Source organism: Chryseobacterium sp. Bi04, from assembly GCF_918698085.1.
GTDB lineage: Bacteria > Bacteroidota > Bacteroidia > Flavobacteriales > Weeksellaceae > Chryseobacterium.
This window is the reverse complement of the sequence record NZ_CAKKLP010000007.1, coordinates 192,665-208,067: the sequence shown is the minus strand read 5'-3', so window position 1 is coordinate 208,067 and position 15,403 is coordinate 192,665. Positions and strand designations below refer to the sequence as shown.

Here is a 15,403-nt window from a genome sequence, read left to right as displayed (position 1 = left end):
TAAAAAAGTTTTTAAATACTACGTGGATAGTTTGTAAAATCATCAAATAAATAACTTTTATCTATATTCTTATTCTTGATCGTTAAAGTTTGGATAAAAAAAATTCCCGAATAAAATCCGGGAAAATTGAGAGCCAACTACGGGACTTGAACCCGTGACCTCTTCCTTACCAAGGAAGCACTCTACCGCTGAGCTAAGTCGGCATCAAATAAAAAAATCACACTGAATTAGCATGATTTTTTGAGCGGAAGACGGGGGTCGAACCCGCGACATTCAGCTTGGAAGGCTGACGCTCTACCAACTGAGCTACTTCCGCAATTTTGCTTCCAAAATTATTGGTAAACGCTTTGCAAAACTAAGAATAATTCTTTTATTCTGCAAGTTTTTTTAATATAAAAGTGGGGAGAGCAGGATTCGAACCTGCGAAGCCGAAGCAACTGAGTTACAGTCAGTCCCATTTAGCCACTCTGGAATCTCCCCAAAGTTTTTATATTAAAATAGAGCCTCCAGAGGGATTCGAACCCACGACCCCGAGATTACAAATCACGTGCTCTGGCCAGCTGAGCTATGGAGGCATTTTAATAATTGAACTGAAACTGATGGAGAAACTCTACTCTATACATTTCAGCTGTTAAAAATATCACTTTTATAAGGTGATTATTTTGAGCGGAAGACGGGGGTCGAACCCGCGACATTCAGCTTGGAAGGCTGACGCTCTACCAACTGAGCTACTTCCGCAATTTTGTTTCCAAAACCATTGGTAAACGCTGTGCAAAACTAAGAATAATTCTTCAATCCTGCAAGTTTTTTTTCATAATATAAATGTGGGGAGAGCAGGATTCGAACCTGCGAAGCCGAAGCAACTGAGTTACAGTCAGTCCCATTTAGCCACTCTGGAATCTCCCCAAAGTTTTATATTAAAATGAGCCTCCAGAGGGATTCGAACCCACGACCCCGAGATTACAAATCACGTGCTCTGGCCAGCTGAGCTATGGAGGCAAATTAAAAAGAATTCAAAAGATCGCTGTTCCTTTTTTGCGAGTGCAAATATAGAACGGATTTTTTGAATTCTCAAATTTTTTATGAACTTTTTTAAACTTTTTTTCCTAAGCCATTTCTTTTTTCTTGATTAGTAGCTTTTTAGCAGTATCAACGCATAGATCCAAACTTTCCTCAAAAGTTGCGCTTGTCTTCTTAACCACGATATCGTCTCCCGGAACAGCCAAAATAATCTCAGCAGTTTTATTAGATCTGTCAGAGTTATTTTCCACTTTTAAGAAAACCTTGCACTCCTGAATTTTATCATAGAAGGTTCCTAATTTGCTTACTTTTTTTTCAATGTGTGATTCTAGTGGTTCGTGTGGAGTTAAACCAATTGATTGAACTGAAATCTTCATAATTCTTCTTTTTTAGACGCTCGAGGATGAGCTTGATTAAACACTTTTTTCAATTGTTCAATATTAGCATTCGTATAGACTTGAGTACTTGCAAGACTGGAATGCCCTAATATTTTTTTTACTTTGGAGATCTCCGCCCCATTATCCAATACATGAGTAGCAAAGCTATGCCGAAGGATATGAGGACTTCTTTTTTCTTTCGTTGTAACAAGACTAAGGTACTTATTAACTACCACATAAACAAATTTTTCATTGAGTTTTTTCCCTTTCTTATTCACGAAAAAACAGGATTTGAATTCCGCCTGTGGATTTCTTATTTCCAGATAACTTTTAAGGAGTCCGGACAGGTCTTCGGAAATAGGAACCAGCCTCGCCTTATTCCCTTTTCCAATTACTTTTAATTCATTCCCTTCTATATCAACATTCTCAAATATCAGGCCACAAAGCTCGGCTTTCCGTATGCCGGTTTGATAAAGCACTTCTATGATACATTTATCCAGTATATCATGGGTATGTTCCAGAATCCGCTCGCCAAGATCTCCCATTTCCTCCTTAGACATGGGTATTTGCTTCTCGGGGTAAAATTTCAGAGAGGAAACTCCTTCTACAGGAGAAACCTTAATTTCGCCTATTTTTAAAAGGAAAAGGAAAAAACTGCGGAGTGAGGATAATTTTCTATTGATACTTCTTTTTGAAATACCATGCTCACTTAATTCTACAATAAAGTTCCGGATGATTTTTTTATCTGCTTTAAAGATATCTTCTGATGACTCTGTTTTAAGATAGAAACAAGAAAAGTCATCAAGGTCTTTTTTGTAGCTTGTAATAGTATGAGGAGAATACCTCTTTTCGAGCTCTAAATATTCTAAAAACTTATTCAGCATTACTTCAGGTGTGAAAACGAAAAATTCACTCCTCAAATATAAGAATTTAAGGAGTGAATTAGTATATGGTCTAAGAAAAAATCTTAAGCCTGTTCTTCTTTACTAAGTGCTCTTTGTTTGTAAGCAGCTTTCAGTCTAGATTGTCTTAAAGTCACAGAAGGCTTAATAAACTGTTGTCTAGATCTTAATTGACGAACTGTACCTGTTTTATCAAATTTTCTCTTGTATTTCTTTAGAGCTCTGTCGATGGATTCACCATCTTTTACTGGTATTATTAACATATTTTACATCTCATTTTGGATTGCAAAACTAGACATTTTTTCTTAAATTACAAAATATATACCCAAAAACTATCATATTTAAGCTCATTATCTCACCAAAGACCTTGTGTTCAAGGGTGATACCTACAGTAATTATTTTATCCACAATTAATTAACATTCCCGGATAAACATCTTGTTTCATTTGATTCGCTCTACCCTTTTCTTATCCCAACCGGCCAAAACATAGCTACATCCCCCTATATTGTCACAAAAAAATTCTATAATAATGCTATGTTAACAAAAATCATTATCTTTGTATTCACTTTACTTATGGGGTTGACTGGTTTCGACAGCAAGATCAATGGGTAAGTAAGCATGCAGAGAACCGTAGCGCGATCTCTTTAATCCCTTGCTACACAACTTTAACTGGCAACGAAGAGTTCGCTCTTGCAGCTTAATATCGAAGTATAGTAGATCAAGCGTTTTCCTGAAGATAGTAAGGAAGCAAGATATCTCACAAATGCTCTGTTCTGCGGCGTTTGATCCTGAGATATAGGAATGCAGGAATAAGGTTTCAGATGCTTTGGCTGAAACTCGAAAACTTTAGAAGATAAGCTGGAAGTTGGGTGTCTGCCCTCTGCCTCCAGTCAAAAATCAATGGTAGAATAAGCATGTAGAAATCTTATGTATTGCTTGTTTGGACGAGGGTTCGAATCCCTCCAACTCCACTAAAGAACAAAAAGAGAATTTGTAACTTATTTATTTCTAAATAATTACATTTTCTCTTTTTTATTTTGTATCCGAAATTGTATCCGAAAATTAAAATTGTTAATTATTACTTCTAATTAAACCTCATTTATTCATTTGAATAAAACCTCAATTATAAGCTTTATGAGATGTAAAGATACAAACTATAAAAATTATTATCATTAAAATACTAACATATTATACACGGAAAATAATAAAAATTTGGATTTTCAACAATGGAATTTTAACTCTTTTTATACCTTGTCTATATTGATTCATTTTTCAATCTATACATCATTGAATAATCAATCATTTGTACAAAAATATTCATATAGATTTTTAACAAAAGGTTTTAATTTTCGTAAAATTGGTCGTTATTCTTACTGTTCAACACATTATTAAAAATTGCAAAAATTTATTATTTTGAAAAGAGAACAAGTAAATTAATTTGACACCATTTTAAACATACATATAGAATAATAAAAGTAATCACTGTAATCCTTATCTAATCTTAAATCTAAGCAGGAAAAGAAATGTTGAGCTTTTAAACATATTGCCATTCTTTTTAAATCGTCTTAACCCCTCCCTAAGACTAATATGGGTACTATATCAAGATATATAAAAAATAAATTTTAATGCGACGACTTTTGTCGCATTACTAATATAACTTTGAACAGCAATTTGAAAATACCAAAAAAACATTAATAGATTAGAACTGCAAGTAACTCAATAGTCATACTAAGCATAAAATTACACTCTGTTTTAGCCAAAATTGATTAACTTTGTAGATTGAAAAATTTGTATTTTTAGTATAAGCTTTGTACTGAATAAAACAATATGGCAAAACTTAATATACTTGAATTCCTTGGTTTAGACAGAGCGAAACCAATTCTTCAGTCCAATAGTAAAAATCTATTGGATAGTGAAGCTGTTATCCTAAATGAAGTAAAAGAAAAAGACTTTGGAATTGATTTAGTTTACTTTAATACAGATGAAGAAACCCAAAATAGTTTTCCTTCTGTTTTTCTGAAAGAAGTTCCTAATTTTAATGATGTAGAAACGTTAAAAGATATTGCGGAAACACAACGTAAAATTTGGAATTACAAAAAAGTATTGTTTCTTTATGTTTATTCCGAAACAGAAATCCGCATCTATAATTGTTCAGAGAAGCCTCTTATTGTAACCAAAGATGATTTTGATTACAAAACAAAATTAAAAGAAATTGAAATTAAATCTTATCAATTTTCTGAAAAACAGCAATTACAGGAACTTAATAAATTATTTTCGAGAATTGCCATTGATACAGGAATTATTTGGACTTTAGAAGACGCACAGTTTGTTCGAGATAAAATCAATCTACAAAAAAGAGTTGATAAATACTTAGTAGAAAGTTTAATCAACACTTCAAGACAGCTTGAAAATGAAGGTTTAGAAATTAATTTTATTCATAAAATTATACTCCGTTCATTATTCTTATTATATCTTGAAGATAGGGGGGCAACTGACAAAAAGCTTTATTCACTTTACAAGAAAGATGCAGATTCGTATTTTGATGTATTGGATGATGCTGAAGCCACATATAGACTTTATGAACGATTAGAAGAAGATTTTAATGGTAATGTTTTCACATTAGAAAGAAACGGCCATGATGAAATAATTGAAAAAATATCTCCAAACCAACTTCAAATTATTAAAAAATGTTTTATTAGTGGAAATGACAACACTCCACAAATAAAGCTTTTTGAAGATTGGAGATTATTCAACTTTAGTATCATCCAGATTGAATTATTGAGTGAAATTTACGAGAATTTCCTTTTTAATACAGACCCTGAATTAAAAAAACAAACAGGCACTTATTACACTCCTCCATCTTTGGTAGAATTTATTTTAAATGAAAAAATTCCTACTAATAACGGCGAAAAGAATTACAATATCAAGGTATTAGACCCGAGTTGTGGTTCAGGAATTTTCTTAGTTGAGAGTTTCAAACGATTAGTAAAACGCTATGAAAACCAACACCAAGAAAAGCTAAACGACTTTAATAAATTAAAGAAATTATTAACAGATAATATCTTTGGTATCGAACTACATCCGCAAGCTATAAAAGTGGCTGCGTTTAGTTTGTATCTGGCATTGGTTGATAGCTTAGACCCAAAAACTTTATGGCAAAAGAAAAAACACCGTTTGCCAAATTTGATTAATAACCCTAATGATACATCGTTAAAAATACAAGGAGGAAATTTATTTTGCAGAGACACTATTGCACAAAACAAAGAAATAGAAGCTATTGAATTTGATTTGATAGTTGGCAATCCTCCGTTTGGTGGATTAATATCAGACGAAAAGGATATTGATAATAAACATACAAACATTAGAGCCTATTGCAATAAACATAATTTTGCAAAAGAAATGGTTTTACCATTTTTACATAAAGCAACAGAATTCGCACCCAATGGCGAAATAGCCTTAATATTCAATACTAAAGTATTAACCAATACAGGTAGCACCTATCTAAACTTTAGAAAATGGCTATTCAATGATTGTTATGTAGATAAAGTTTTTAATTTTTCTATTCTTCGTAATGCTAAAAAGAATTTTGGAGGACAATTATTCGGTGACGCAACAGGACCAATAAGCATTGTATTCTATCAGAAAAAACAACCAAAAAATCCAAATAACAAAATAGCATATTACGCTCCAAAAACATTTATAAAATCAAATTTAATTGAGGGATTAAGCATTGACTTTACGGATTTAAAGTATCTACCAAGAGAAGAATGCCAAAAACCTGATACTAAAATTTGGAAAATTGGAATGTGGGGCGGGATGAATGATTGGGAGCTAATCCAAAATCTCAACCATAGCTTCACAACCATTAAATCTTTCTTTGAAAATCAAGACATCGATTATGGTGTTGGTTTTGAACTTAGTAGTCCTGCTAATAAACCCAATAATGAAATCAAGGAATTACCAATTCATACTCCAAATAATATTTTAAAATATTATACACCTAAACCAACTGATAGAATTGAAAACGTTAAATTTAGGAGATTGGGTAAAACAGAAGCTTATGAAGTTTCTCATATTTTGCTTAATGAGGGCATAAAAGTCAATGAAGAAAATCACCTTTCATTATTAGCTTCCTTTGTAGATTATAAAAGCGCATATTCAAAGGGGATCGTAGGTATTTATTCAAAAACTGACAATGAATTTCTATTAAAATTATTGACGGCTTATTTAAATTCAGACTTTATTAGATACTACGCTTTTTTAACAACATCAAGTTGGGGAATTGAAAGAGATGTTGTTAAGCACAAGGAACTTTTTGAAGCACCCTATTTATTAGAACAATTAAGCAAGAGCCAGAAGGATTATATTGTACAGTTATTTGATGAAAAACTGTATAGCAAGGAATTCTACACTGTAAATAAGCTAGTAGAAGATGAAATTAACAAAATAATTATAAGCCGTTTAACTGAAAATGAACAGTTTATAGTTAAGCACCTTTTAAATAATATTGAGCTATTTCACAAACAGGAAAAGTCTATATCTTTGTATCCTGTAAAAGAAGTACAAGTACAAGAATATAGCAAAGTAATAAGTCTTGAAATCAATGATTTTTTTGATGGTCAAGAACTATACGCAAATTTAACAGTGTATAACATTAGTCGGTTTTCACCTATAATGATGGTTAAAATAACTTTTGATAAAAAACAAAAAGAAATTAATATATCAAAAGAATTTATTGACGAAGAACTGAAGACCTTAGACCAATATTTATGGAAAAAAAAAGCAAGCAGTATTTATTTTAGAAAGAAATTAAATTATAAAACAGGTAATGATATTTATATAATTAGACCTAATCAATGTAGATTTTGGTCACAATCAATGGCAATAGAAGATGCAAATGAGTTAATTCTTGAAATTTTAAATGAGAATTAAGATGGCGCTAAATCCTGAAATCATATTAAAAGCTAAAGCCGCATTTGAACAAAAGTGCTTTCAATTGCTTATTGATGCATATCATATTTGTTTGACTGAAAAAATCATTCATTTAGATTGGAACGAAAATGACATTTCTTCTGAAATACATAAGAGTATAAAAAAAAATCCTTTAAGAAAAAAATGGAAAGTTTCAACAAATGTTGAAGCCGATATACCAAAAGATATTCAGAAAGTAAAGGGTTTTGCAGATAAATTTCCAAGAATAGATTTTCGGTTAACTACTTTTTCTAAAAATGAAGAGTATGAATATTTTTTTGAAGCTAAAAATCTAAGACAAAATGATTCTGCCTTAAAGCGCAGATATATAAGTACAGGAATTGACAATTTTGTTTCAAAAAAATACGAAAACGGAAGTTTAGTCGGATATTTACTTGAAGGCAAAACAGTCAACACCATAAACGGTATTAATTCATTAATCATAAAAGACAAAAGAGATTCTGAAATTTTGAATCCTAAATCACATAAATTATTGAAGGAGTCATACTTTGAATCTAATCATTCTGAGATAGGAATATTGAAACACTTTATTTTTAATTTTACAAATATTTCAGTTTGAAAAAGGGAAAGTATTCATATACTTCATATTGAAAATAAAGAAAAATATATTCTTTTTACTTTCTATAATATTATTTTTTATAGTAGAGTATTATTTTTATACATATTTGTACGCTCCTTCGAATAAAACTTTAGGAATTTATAATATTATAATCAGTATAATTTTATTATTGATCTTTTTTTATAAAACTATTCGCTCAAAATTTATAGAGTCGTAGATATTACAACCCGCTACGCAAAATCTGTAACTTTGAGCAGATAATAAAAAAACCTCGCAATGTATTAAATGACGCAAATGAAAGATATAAAAAAAGTCACCAACTTTAGAAATAAATATTTCTTTGTAATTGCAGGATTTTTTTTAATCTTAATATTTGTTGTTGCAAACTTTCGTGGAAGAAAGCAACAACAAAATGCAAAACAGAATGCAAAATATACTGTCGCCTATATAACGAGTGATTGGCATCAGAAAAACAATAATGGAGTTGGAACAGATTTTATCTATTTTGTTAGAGGAGAGAAATATGAGAGAACGTGTACAAGTACAAGTGTTTTAAAAAAAGGTGGAAAATATCTTTTACTGTATGATTCATTAAGACCTAAATATTTTATTATGCTATATAAACAAAAAATATATGACAGTTTAAAACCTCCAAACAATGGCTGGTCTTATAGGGAGCTACCTTTAAAATTAGACTCCGCAGATTTAAAATTTTATTTTAATGAATTAAAGATTCCATAAATACTGTTCCTAAAATAAGTTGACTATTTTAACAACTCAAATATACTTAAATCAGAGTAGGAATTTTCCTATTCTGATTTTGTTTTTATAGTTTTTCATTTCACATTATTTTTAATACGTACTTGGCTTGAAATCTTGTAATTCAAGGAAAATGTGGTCTCAAATTATTGTAATAATAAATTGACTGGTCAGGGCTGTTGTGAGAGATTTTTACAATCTTCAAGGGTATCAATCAATCCAAATTCATATTTCAGAATACTATTCACTCTTCCGCTATAGCATTTTCATAAGAATCCAAGTTCTTGGTCATACTAATGAGAATATCATTTTTCCTTAGTATTTCTGTATATATTCTGCTATAATATTGCAAAATAACCCTTTAAATAAACATATAAAAAGAGCAAATGAATTCTTCACCTGCGCTTAATTAAGTTATAACAAACATCCTTTATAAAATAGTCCAGCCTATTGCTGTATTTACGGTATTTCTTACGACATCCAGTGCTGCATTAATTGCATTTTCAACTGCTAATATCGTCAATCCATCAATAGTTAAAAGGACAATTCTCATGGAGCCCTTTTGCATTTCAAGATATAATTTTGCTTTCTCTTCAGTGATTTTACCATCAGATTTTAGCTGAGTAATTAATTTGATATTGCTCACGAAAGAGTTTAATTCTGCTTTTGCATAAGGCTGGGCATCATTCCAGTCATTGGTGAATGATTTTTTCATTGCCGCCAACATATCTTTCAATAATTGACTATAGTCTATATCTGCCATTTTTATTCGTTTTTATGGTTATTTTTTTTCACCTCTTTTCAGGCCAAGCTGTAATTTGGTAAGCGCTGTAAAAATAGTATTACATTGGCTATTGATAAGATCTATCTCAGAAACATCAGTAAAACCAAGCTTATGAACCCTCTCTAAATTGTCTATATATTTCGCTAATGTAGCCACCTGATCCTGTACTATTTTATTATTATCAATGGCATTAGTACGGATTTTAAGGGTTTCCATATCCACTTTAACCTCCTGATAAAAAGGTTTATAGTTGACATACTTCGCTTTATCTGTACCTATTTCATCCCGGATCTTAACGACAAATCCGGTCACCTTTTCCTGCAGCGCTACAATCTTTTTATCAGTCAGTTCATCATAATCACTGATAAGTTTAATAGAGGTACAACTAGTCAATATAACAAGCAGGAAGCTCATCAGTATTGATATTCGTTGGTTTAAAATAATTGAATTCATGGAATTAAATTGTAATGGTTTTAGCTAATATAAATTTACCTGTTTTTTCTTTATCAAAGATAAATAAAATTGCATTTTAACGAATGTATACCTATATATATCAGTAAAATAAAGATATAATACCTATATTTAAGCAAAAAAAAGAAAGAATGTCTATCACAAATGAATATGAATTAACCGGAATGCAAAAAGTAAGTAAAGCGGTTGCCCATACGTTGAAGGAGATGATTCAGTATGCACAGCCGGGCATGACGACAAAAGATCTTGATGAATATGGAGCAAAGATACTTTCCGGATTCGGCGCTAACTCTGCCCCCTACCTTACATACGGATTTCCGGGCTGGACATGCATAAGTGTAAATAATGAATTTTGCCATGGCATCCCTACAGAACAACGGATCTTAAAAGAAGGCGACTTAATCAATATTGATGTTTCCGCAGAGCTTAACGGCTTCTGGGCAGACAACGGAGGTTCTTTTATTGTTGGAAAAGACATCAACCAACATCAAGATTTAGTGGATGCTTCCAAATATATTTTAGAAAAAGCCATCAGCCACATAAAAGGAGGCGTAAAAATAGCTGACATCGGACAGCTTATGGAAACCGAAGCTAAAAAAAGAGGTTTTAAAGTCATTAAAAACCTTGGAGGTCATGGCGTAGGCAGAAGCCTTCACGAAGAACCCGATGAATTATTAAATTATAGAAATCGTTTTGATTCCCGACGGTTCAAAAAAAATTCTGTAGTAGCCATAGAAACTTTTATTTCCACCTCTTCTACTATTGCAGTAGAGCTTAATGACGGATGGACCATGGTAGGTAATAAAGGCGGGTATATGGCTCAACATGAACACACCATTCTGATTACCGACGGTGAACCTGTGATTTTAACGAAAATGAATGATATATTGAATTAAAAACCTCAAAGAACAATTCTGATCCGTGTAAAAAGAATTAAAAATGAACCTTATTTAAATTACAACAGCTGTCTTACATGAAAATTTCATCTTGGATCTGATCAAAGGTCATTCTATTTTCCATACAGCTCAGCCATCAATATAAAGGATGTAAACACTATAATTTTTGGAGTTTTATAAAGCCCCAGACGCCTTAGTTCTAATGCTTTATTTATAAAAACAGGAGTCAGAAAAACAGAGATTTAAAAGATACATGCCCTTACTTTACCCTTAATCTCTTTTAGAATTGATTTCCCACCCATATAGAAACATAAAATATAACCTACTGAAAACGAAAACACTAAAGTCTAAAGTTCCAAAATGAAGGCTACTGGTCCACAAAAAAGACTAAAAAAATGTTTTATCGTAAAGAATTTTATATATTTGCACCATCTAACAATTAAAAAAATAATTTACTATGTCAGACATTGCATCAAGAGTAAAAGCTATCATCGCTGATAAGCTTGACGTTGAAGAAACAGAAGTAACTCCTGAAGCTAGCTTCACTAACGATTTAGGAGCTGATTCACTAGATACAGTTGAGTTAATCATGGAATTTGAAAAAGAATTTAATATTCAAATCCCTGATGACCAGGCTGAAAAAATTACTACTGTAGGGCACGCTATTGCTTACATCGAAGAAGTAGTAAATAAATAATATTCTTCAACAAAAAAGAAATTAAACAAAGTTTATGGAATTAAAAAGAGTAGTTGTAACCGGTTTTGGAGCAATAACACCGATTGGAAATAATGCAAAAGAATACTGGGAAAACCTTGTTAAAGGTGAGAGCGGTGCCGCTCCGATTACTCTTTTTGATGCCACAAACTTTAAGACAAAGTTCGCTTGCGAAGTGAAAAATTTCGATCCATTACAGCATTTCGATAAGAAAGAGGCTAAAAAAATGGACCGAAATACCCAATTGGGACTTGTTGCAGCCAGAGAGGCTGTAGCACACTCCAAAATTATGGAAGACAATGTAGATAAAAACAGAGTCGGTGTAATTTGGGGCTCCGGAATCGGAGGTTTGGAAACTTTTGAGACAGAGGTTTTAGGATGGGCAAATACGGAAATTCCGAGATTCAACCCATTCTTTATTCCTAAAATGATCGCGGATATTACGCCGGGGCATATCTCAATAGAATACGGCTTCCACGGACCTAATTATACCACTGTATCTGCATGTGCTTCTTCAGCCAATGCTCTGATTGATTCCAAAATGCTGATCCAGTTAGGAAAAGCAGACGTTATTGTATGTGGAGGCTCTGAAGCAGCCGTTACAGCAAGTGGTGTCGGTGGATTTAATGCTATGATGGCCCTTTCTACAAGAAATGATGATCCTACTACCGCTTCAAGACCTTTTGACAAAGACAGAGATGGATTTGTTTTAGGAGAAGGAGCAGGATGTATTATTCTTGAAGAATATGAGCACGCGGTAAAACGTGGTGCTACAATTTATGCAGAATTACAAGGGGGAGGTTTAAGTGCTGATGCACATCATATGACCGCTCCACATCCTGAAGGCCTTGGTGCTTATCTGGTAATGAAAAGTTGTTTGGAAGACGCAGGCTTAACTGCTGATGAAGTAGACCACATCAATATGCATGGTACCTCTACTCCATTAGGAGATATTGCTGAATCCAACGCAATTTCAAAACTATTAGGCGAGCATGCTTATGACATTCAGATTAATTCTACAAAATCAATGACAGGCCACCTTCTGGGTGCTGCAGGTGTTATTGAAGCTATCGCTGCATTAGGAACTATTATTCATGGTATTGTTCCTCCTACCATTAACCATTTTACTGATGATGAAAATATTGACAGCCGACTAAACTTTACGTTTAATACAGCTGTGAAGAAAGATGTAAAAGTAGCCATGAGCAATACTTTTGGTTTTGGTGGGCATAACGCTTGCGTTCTATTTAAGAAAATCTAAATTCAATGAATGGAGTTACAGAAATACTTTTCTAAATTCCTTCTTAAAAAAAGAAAAAGACAGTTAACGGAAAGAGAGTATTTTCTCAGTACCGAGCTTAAAAAAGTATTGGGTACAGAGATACAAAATATTGCTTTTTACCGTGAGGCTTTCTCTTTGAAAAATTCTTCTAAAAATCAAGACAGCAATTATGAAAGGCTTGAATTTTTGGGAGATTCTGTTTTGGGTACAATTATTTCCTGTCATTTGTTCCAGACCTACCCTCATGCTAATGAAGGATATCTGACACAGATGAAATCTAAGATTGTTAACCGGAAAAATCTTAATAAATTAGGAGAAAACCTAAAGCTTACAAGCCTTCTGCAAAAACAGAATACTTCTTCAGCTTTGGGAGAGAATATCTCCGGAAATTTATTTGAAGCTTTAATTGGGGCTGTTTATTTGGACTTCCATTATGATATTTGCAGAAAGATTATTTTGGATAAACTTCTTACCCCTTCCGAGATTAACAAACTTGAAAATAAAATTGTAAGCTATAAAGGCCTCCTGCTTGAATGGAGCCAGAAAAAGAAGGTCAATATAAAGTACGAAACCTGCGAAGAAATACAGGCCAATAAGGCTATTGTATTCAGATGTCATGTCTGGTTGGGAGATGAAAAAATTGCTAATGCAACAGAAACATCCAAGAAAAAATCAGAAGAAAAAGCAGCACAGCGGGCATTTTATATTTTAAATAAAAAAGAAAACATACTTGGAAATTCAAAAACTTTATGATCTTGATGATATAGAATTTGAAGATATTGCCATAGGATTGGTAAGATTAGCAAAAGATATACCTGATCATGAGTTTTTCTATACAATAAATCAAACAAACGATCTTAATTTTTCCAGAAAAAAAGACCTGGTCTTTCATGGGGATTATTTCGACTACTTATTTCCGAGATTCGAGGCCTATCACAAGTCTACGAAGACCTGTTTTACTTTTATTTCAAACAAATCTTCGGAGAGTAAACAAAAAAAAGTTCAGACCGAGCTCTTTACAGGAGAAGAAAACATTAAATTTTTATTAAATAATCAGGCAGATGTGGAATATATTCTACATAGTTCGGAACAGTTTCCTGATTTTTCCGTAATTTTGCTCCCTGAAAATCTTGTGTTTCCAATTCAAGATTACACATTGAGTTCTGACGAAGAACTTTATCAAATTATCCAGTATTATGAATAAGTATTTAAAGAAGACAAAAATTATCGCAACACTAGGACCTGCTTCTTCATCGAAGGAGGTGATGTTAGATTTAATGAAAGCGGGTGTTGATATTTTCAGAATAAATTTTTCACATGCAGATTACGACTTAGTTCGAAACAATATTGATATAATTAGAGAACTAAACAGTGAGTACGGATATTCAGTGGGTATTTTGGGTGACCTTCAGGGACCCAAACTGAGAGTGGGTGTTGTAAAGGAAGGTTCTTACCTGAATCCCGGAGACATTCTTACTTTCACCAATGAAAAGATGGAAGGTGATTCTACGAAAGTATTTATGACGTACCAACAGTTTCCACAAGACGTAAAAGTAGGGGAAAGAATCCTTATTGATGACGGAAAACTGGTACTGGAAGTTACTGAAACCAACGAAAAAGATACCGTAAAAGCTAAAACAATACAGGGGGGCCCTCTAAGTTCCAAAAAAGGAGTTAACCTGCCTAATACAAAAGTATCTCTTCCTGCCCTGACTGAGAAGGATATCCAGGATGCCAACTTCATGCTGGACATGGAAGTTGACTGGATTGCACTTTCTTTCGTACGTCATGCACAGGATATTATTGATTTAAAAGAACTGATCGCTAAGCATCCTAACGGTAAATTCAAAACACCGATCATTGCAAAGATCGAGAAGCCGGAAGGCGTTAAAAATATTGAAGAAATTTTATTGGAATGTGATGGTCTTATGGTTGCCCGTGGTGACCTGGGTGTAGAAGTTCCAATGGAAGAGGTTCCTGCTATCCAGAAAAACCTGGTAGAAAAAGCAAGATTCTATTCCAAACCGGTTATTATTGCTACCCAGATGATGGAGACCATGATCAATAGCTTAACACCAACGAGAGCTGAAGTAAATGACGTTGCCAACTCCGTATTGGATGGTGCTGATGCCGTAATGCTTTCAGGAGAAACTTCTGTAGGAAGATATCCGGTACAGGTGGTGGAAAATATGGCGAAAATCGTAAAGAATATTGAAACTACTCATTTCTATCAACATAAAAATGAACCGATTGAAAAAGACTACAACTGTATTGATGAAAGATTCATTACCAACAGGGTATGTCTTGCTGCAGTAAGAATCGCAAAAACAACAAACGTTTCTGCTATTGTTACGCTTACTCATTCGGGGTATACGGCATTCCAGCTTGCTGCTCACAGACCTAATTCTCAGATTATTGTATACAGTGGAAATAAAAGAGTAATTACGATGCTGAACCTTCTTTGGGGAGTACACGCCTATTACTATGACATGAAAAAATCTACTGATGAAACAATCATTCAGGTGAATATGCTGACACACAACTACGGTTATATTGAAACCGGAGACTTTGTCATCAATATCAATGCAACTCCATCTTATGAAGGCGGAAAAACCAATACATTGAGACTGACAACGGTATAATAAA

At 33.0% G+C, this 15,403-nt stretch carries 14 protein-coding genes, 7 tRNA genes, 1 other RNA gene and 1 pseudogene; 10 read left to right on the top strand and 13 right to left on the bottom strand.

Features of this window, described 5'->3' with window-relative positions:
- Window positions 1-131: 131 nt before the first annotated feature.
- The 10 genes from LQV47_RS13280 to rpsU form a co-directional block, all read right to left on the bottom strand.
- Window positions 132-203, bottom strand: a tRNA-Thr gene (locus LQV47_RS13280).
- A 40-nt stretch (window positions 204-243) separates the two neighbouring features.
- Window positions 244-316 (bottom strand) — tRNA-Gly (locus tag LQV47_RS13275).
- A gap of 83 nt (window positions 317-399) precedes the next feature.
- Window positions 400-480: transfer RNA gene (locus tag LQV47_RS13270), tRNA-Tyr, on the bottom strand.
- A gap of 21 nt (window positions 481-501) precedes the next feature.
- A tRNA-Thr gene (locus LQV47_RS13265) sits at window positions 502-575 on the bottom strand.
- Window positions 576-665: 90 nt separating this feature from the next.
- A tRNA-Gly gene (locus LQV47_RS13260) sits at window positions 666-738 on the bottom strand.
- Window positions 739-825: 87 nt separating this feature from the next.
- A tRNA-Tyr gene (locus tag LQV47_RS13255) sits at window positions 826-906 on the bottom strand.
- A 19-nt stretch (window positions 907-925) separates the two neighbouring features.
- Window positions 926-999, bottom strand: a tRNA-Thr gene (locus LQV47_RS13250).
- Window positions 1,000-1,106: 107 nt separating this feature from the next.
- On the bottom strand, window positions 1,107-1,397 hold the full coding sequence (locus LQV47_RS13245) for an HPF/RaiA family ribosome-associated protein (RefSeq protein WP_230037601.1): 291 nt from the start codon (window positions 1,395-1,397) through the stop codon (window positions 1,107-1,109).
- Window positions 1,394-2,281, bottom strand: coding sequence for a tyrosine-type recombinase/integrase (locus LQV47_RS13240; RefSeq protein WP_230037631.1), 888 nt, complete (start codon window positions 2,279-2,281; stop codon window positions 1,394-1,396). The genes LQV47_RS13245 and LQV47_RS13240 overlap by 4 nt, the downstream gene beginning before the upstream one ends.
- Window positions 2,282-2,364: 83 nt before the next feature.
- Complete coding sequence (gene rpsU / locus LQV47_RS13235) at window positions 2,365-2,562, bottom strand: 30S ribosomal protein S21 (protein WP_047493530.1); 198 nt, start codon at window positions 2,560-2,562, stop codon at window positions 2,365-2,367.
- 312 nt (window positions 2,563-2,874) lie between these two features.
- On the opposite strand from rpsU, the gene ssrA reads away from it, so the two are divergent.
- The 4 genes from ssrA to LQV47_RS13215 all read left to right on the top strand — a co-directional run bounded on the left by ssrA (window position 2,875) and on the right by LQV47_RS13215 (window position 8,591).
- Window positions 2,875-3,273: a transfer-messenger RNA gene (gene ssrA / locus LQV47_RS13230) on the top strand.
- A gap of 853 nt (window positions 3,274-4,126) precedes the next feature.
- A complete protein-coding gene (locus LQV47_RS13225; RefSeq protein ID WP_230037599.1) occupies window positions 4,127-7,231 on the top strand; it encodes an N-6 DNA methylase in 3,105 nt (1,034 codons plus the stop codon).
- A 1-nt stretch (window position 7,232) separates the two neighbouring features.
- A complete protein-coding gene (locus LQV47_RS13220) occupies window positions 7,233-7,850 on the top strand; it encodes a hypothetical protein (protein ID WP_230037597.1) in 618 nt (205 codons plus the stop codon).
- A 294-nt stretch (window positions 7,851-8,144) separates the two neighbouring features.
- Window positions 8,145-8,591 carry a hypothetical protein gene (locus tag LQV47_RS13215; protein WP_230037595.1) on the top strand — a complete coding sequence of 149 codons (447 nt, stop codon included), beginning with the start codon at window positions 8,145-8,147 and terminating at the stop codon, window positions 8,589-8,591.
- A gap of 95 nt (window positions 8,592-8,686) precedes the next feature.
- Here LQV47_RS13215 and LQV47_RS13210 read toward each other — a convergent pair.
- The 3 genes and pseudogenes from LQV47_RS13210 to LQV47_RS13200 form a co-directional block, all read right to left on the bottom strand.
- Window positions 8,687-8,961 (bottom strand): annotated as a pseudogene (locus LQV47_RS13210) (integrase core domain-containing protein); the annotation flags it as partial.
- A gap of 78 nt (window positions 8,962-9,039) precedes the next feature.
- Window positions 9,040-9,372 (bottom strand): hypothetical protein, encoded by a 333-nt coding sequence (locus LQV47_RS13205; RefSeq protein WP_230037593.1) that lies wholly within the window; start codon window positions 9,370-9,372, stop codon window positions 9,040-9,042.
- An 18-nt stretch (window positions 9,373-9,390) separates the two neighbouring features.
- Window positions 9,391-9,846, bottom strand: a complete 456-nt coding sequence (locus tag LQV47_RS13200) for a hypothetical protein (protein ID WP_230037591.1) — start codon at window positions 9,844-9,846, stop codon at window positions 9,391-9,393.
- A gap of 149 nt (window positions 9,847-9,995) precedes the next feature.
- Between LQV47_RS13200 and map the strand changes: the two genes are divergently transcribed.
- From map to pyk, 6 genes are all read left to right on the top strand, one after another.
- Window positions 9,996-10,760 carry a type I methionyl aminopeptidase gene (gene map, locus LQV47_RS13195; RefSeq protein WP_230037590.1) on the top strand — a complete coding sequence of 255 codons (765 nt, stop codon included), beginning with the start codon at window positions 9,996-9,998 and terminating at the stop codon, window positions 10,758-10,760.
- A gap of 457 nt (window positions 10,761-11,217) precedes the next feature.
- Entirely contained in the window at window positions 11,218-11,457 is a 240-nt protein-coding gene (locus LQV47_RS13190; protein ID WP_002976354.1) for an acyl carrier protein, read from the top strand.
- 34 nt (window positions 11,458-11,491) lie between these two features.
- Window positions 11,492-12,736 carry a beta-ketoacyl-ACP synthase II gene (gene fabF, locus LQV47_RS13185; RefSeq protein WP_047493506.1) on the top strand — a complete coding sequence of 415 codons (1,245 nt, stop codon included), beginning with the start codon at window positions 11,492-11,494 and terminating at the stop codon, window positions 12,734-12,736.
- Between the two features lie 9 nt (window positions 12,737-12,745).
- Complete coding sequence (gene rnc / locus LQV47_RS13180) at window positions 12,746-13,510, top strand: ribonuclease III (protein ID WP_230037588.1); 765 nt, start codon at window positions 12,746-12,748, stop codon at window positions 13,508-13,510.
- Window positions 13,488-13,961: an IPExxxVDY family protein gene (locus LQV47_RS13175; RefSeq protein ID WP_230037586.1), complete on the top strand. Its 474-nt coding sequence runs from the start codon at window positions 13,488-13,490 to the stop codon at window positions 13,959-13,961. Before rnc ends, LQV47_RS13175 begins: the two co-directional genes overlap by 23 nt.
- Window positions 13,954-15,399 carry a pyruvate kinase gene (pyk, locus tag LQV47_RS13170; protein ID WP_230037584.1) on the top strand — a complete coding sequence of 482 codons (1,446 nt, stop codon included), beginning with the start codon at window positions 13,954-13,956 and terminating at the stop codon, window positions 15,397-15,399. Before LQV47_RS13175 ends, pyk begins: the two co-directional genes overlap by 8 nt.
- The last annotated feature ends 4 nt before the right edge of the window (window positions 15,400-15,403 follow it).

Bases quoted from the DNA above. Each gene is read 5' to 3' on its own strand.
- LQV47_RS13190 (WP_002976354.1), top strand. From the start codon at position 11,218: ATGTCAGACATTGCATCAAGAGTAAAAGCTATCATCGCTGATAAGCTT.
- LQV47_RS13200 (WP_230037591.1), bottom strand. From the start codon at position 9,846: ATGAATTCAATTATTTTAAACCAACGAATATCAATACTGATGAGCTTC.
- fabF (WP_047493506.1), top strand. From the start codon at position 11,492: ATGGAATTAAAAAGAGTAGTTGTAACCGGTTTTGGAGCAATAACACCG.
- LQV47_RS13240 (WP_230037631.1), bottom strand. From the start codon at position 2,281: ATGCTGAATAAGTTTTTAGAATATTTAGAGCTCGAAAAGAGGTATTCT.
- LQV47_RS13225 (WP_230037599.1), top strand. From the start codon at position 4,127: ATGGCAAAACTTAATATACTTGAATTCCTTGGTTTAGACAGAGCGAAA.
- pyk (WP_230037584.1), top strand. From the start codon at position 13,954: ATGAATAAGTATTTAAAGAAGACAAAAATTATCGCAACACTAGGACCT.
- LQV47_RS13205 (WP_230037593.1), bottom strand. From the start codon at position 9,372: ATGGCAGATATAGACTATAGTCAATTATTGAAAGATATGTTGGCGGCA.
- LQV47_RS13245 (WP_230037601.1), bottom strand. From the start codon at position 1,397: ATGAAGATTTCAGTTCAATCAATTGGTTTAACTCCACACGAACCACTA.
- rpsU (WP_047493530.1), bottom strand. From the start codon at position 2,562: ATGTTAATAATACCAGTAAAAGATGGTGAATCCATCGACAGAGCTCTA.
- map (WP_230037590.1), top strand. From the start codon at position 9,996: ATGTCTATCACAAATGAATATGAATTAACCGGAATGCAAAAAGTAAGT.
- LQV47_RS13220 (WP_230037597.1), top strand. From the start codon at position 7,233: ATGGCGCTAAATCCTGAAATCATATTAAAAGCTAAAGCCGCATTTGAA.
- rnc (WP_230037588.1), top strand. From the start codon at position 12,746: ATGGAGTTACAGAAATACTTTTCTAAATTCCTTCTTAAAAAAAGAAAA.
- LQV47_RS13215 (WP_230037595.1), top strand. From the start codon at position 8,145: ATGAAAGATATAAAAAAAGTCACCAACTTTAGAAATAAATATTTCTTT.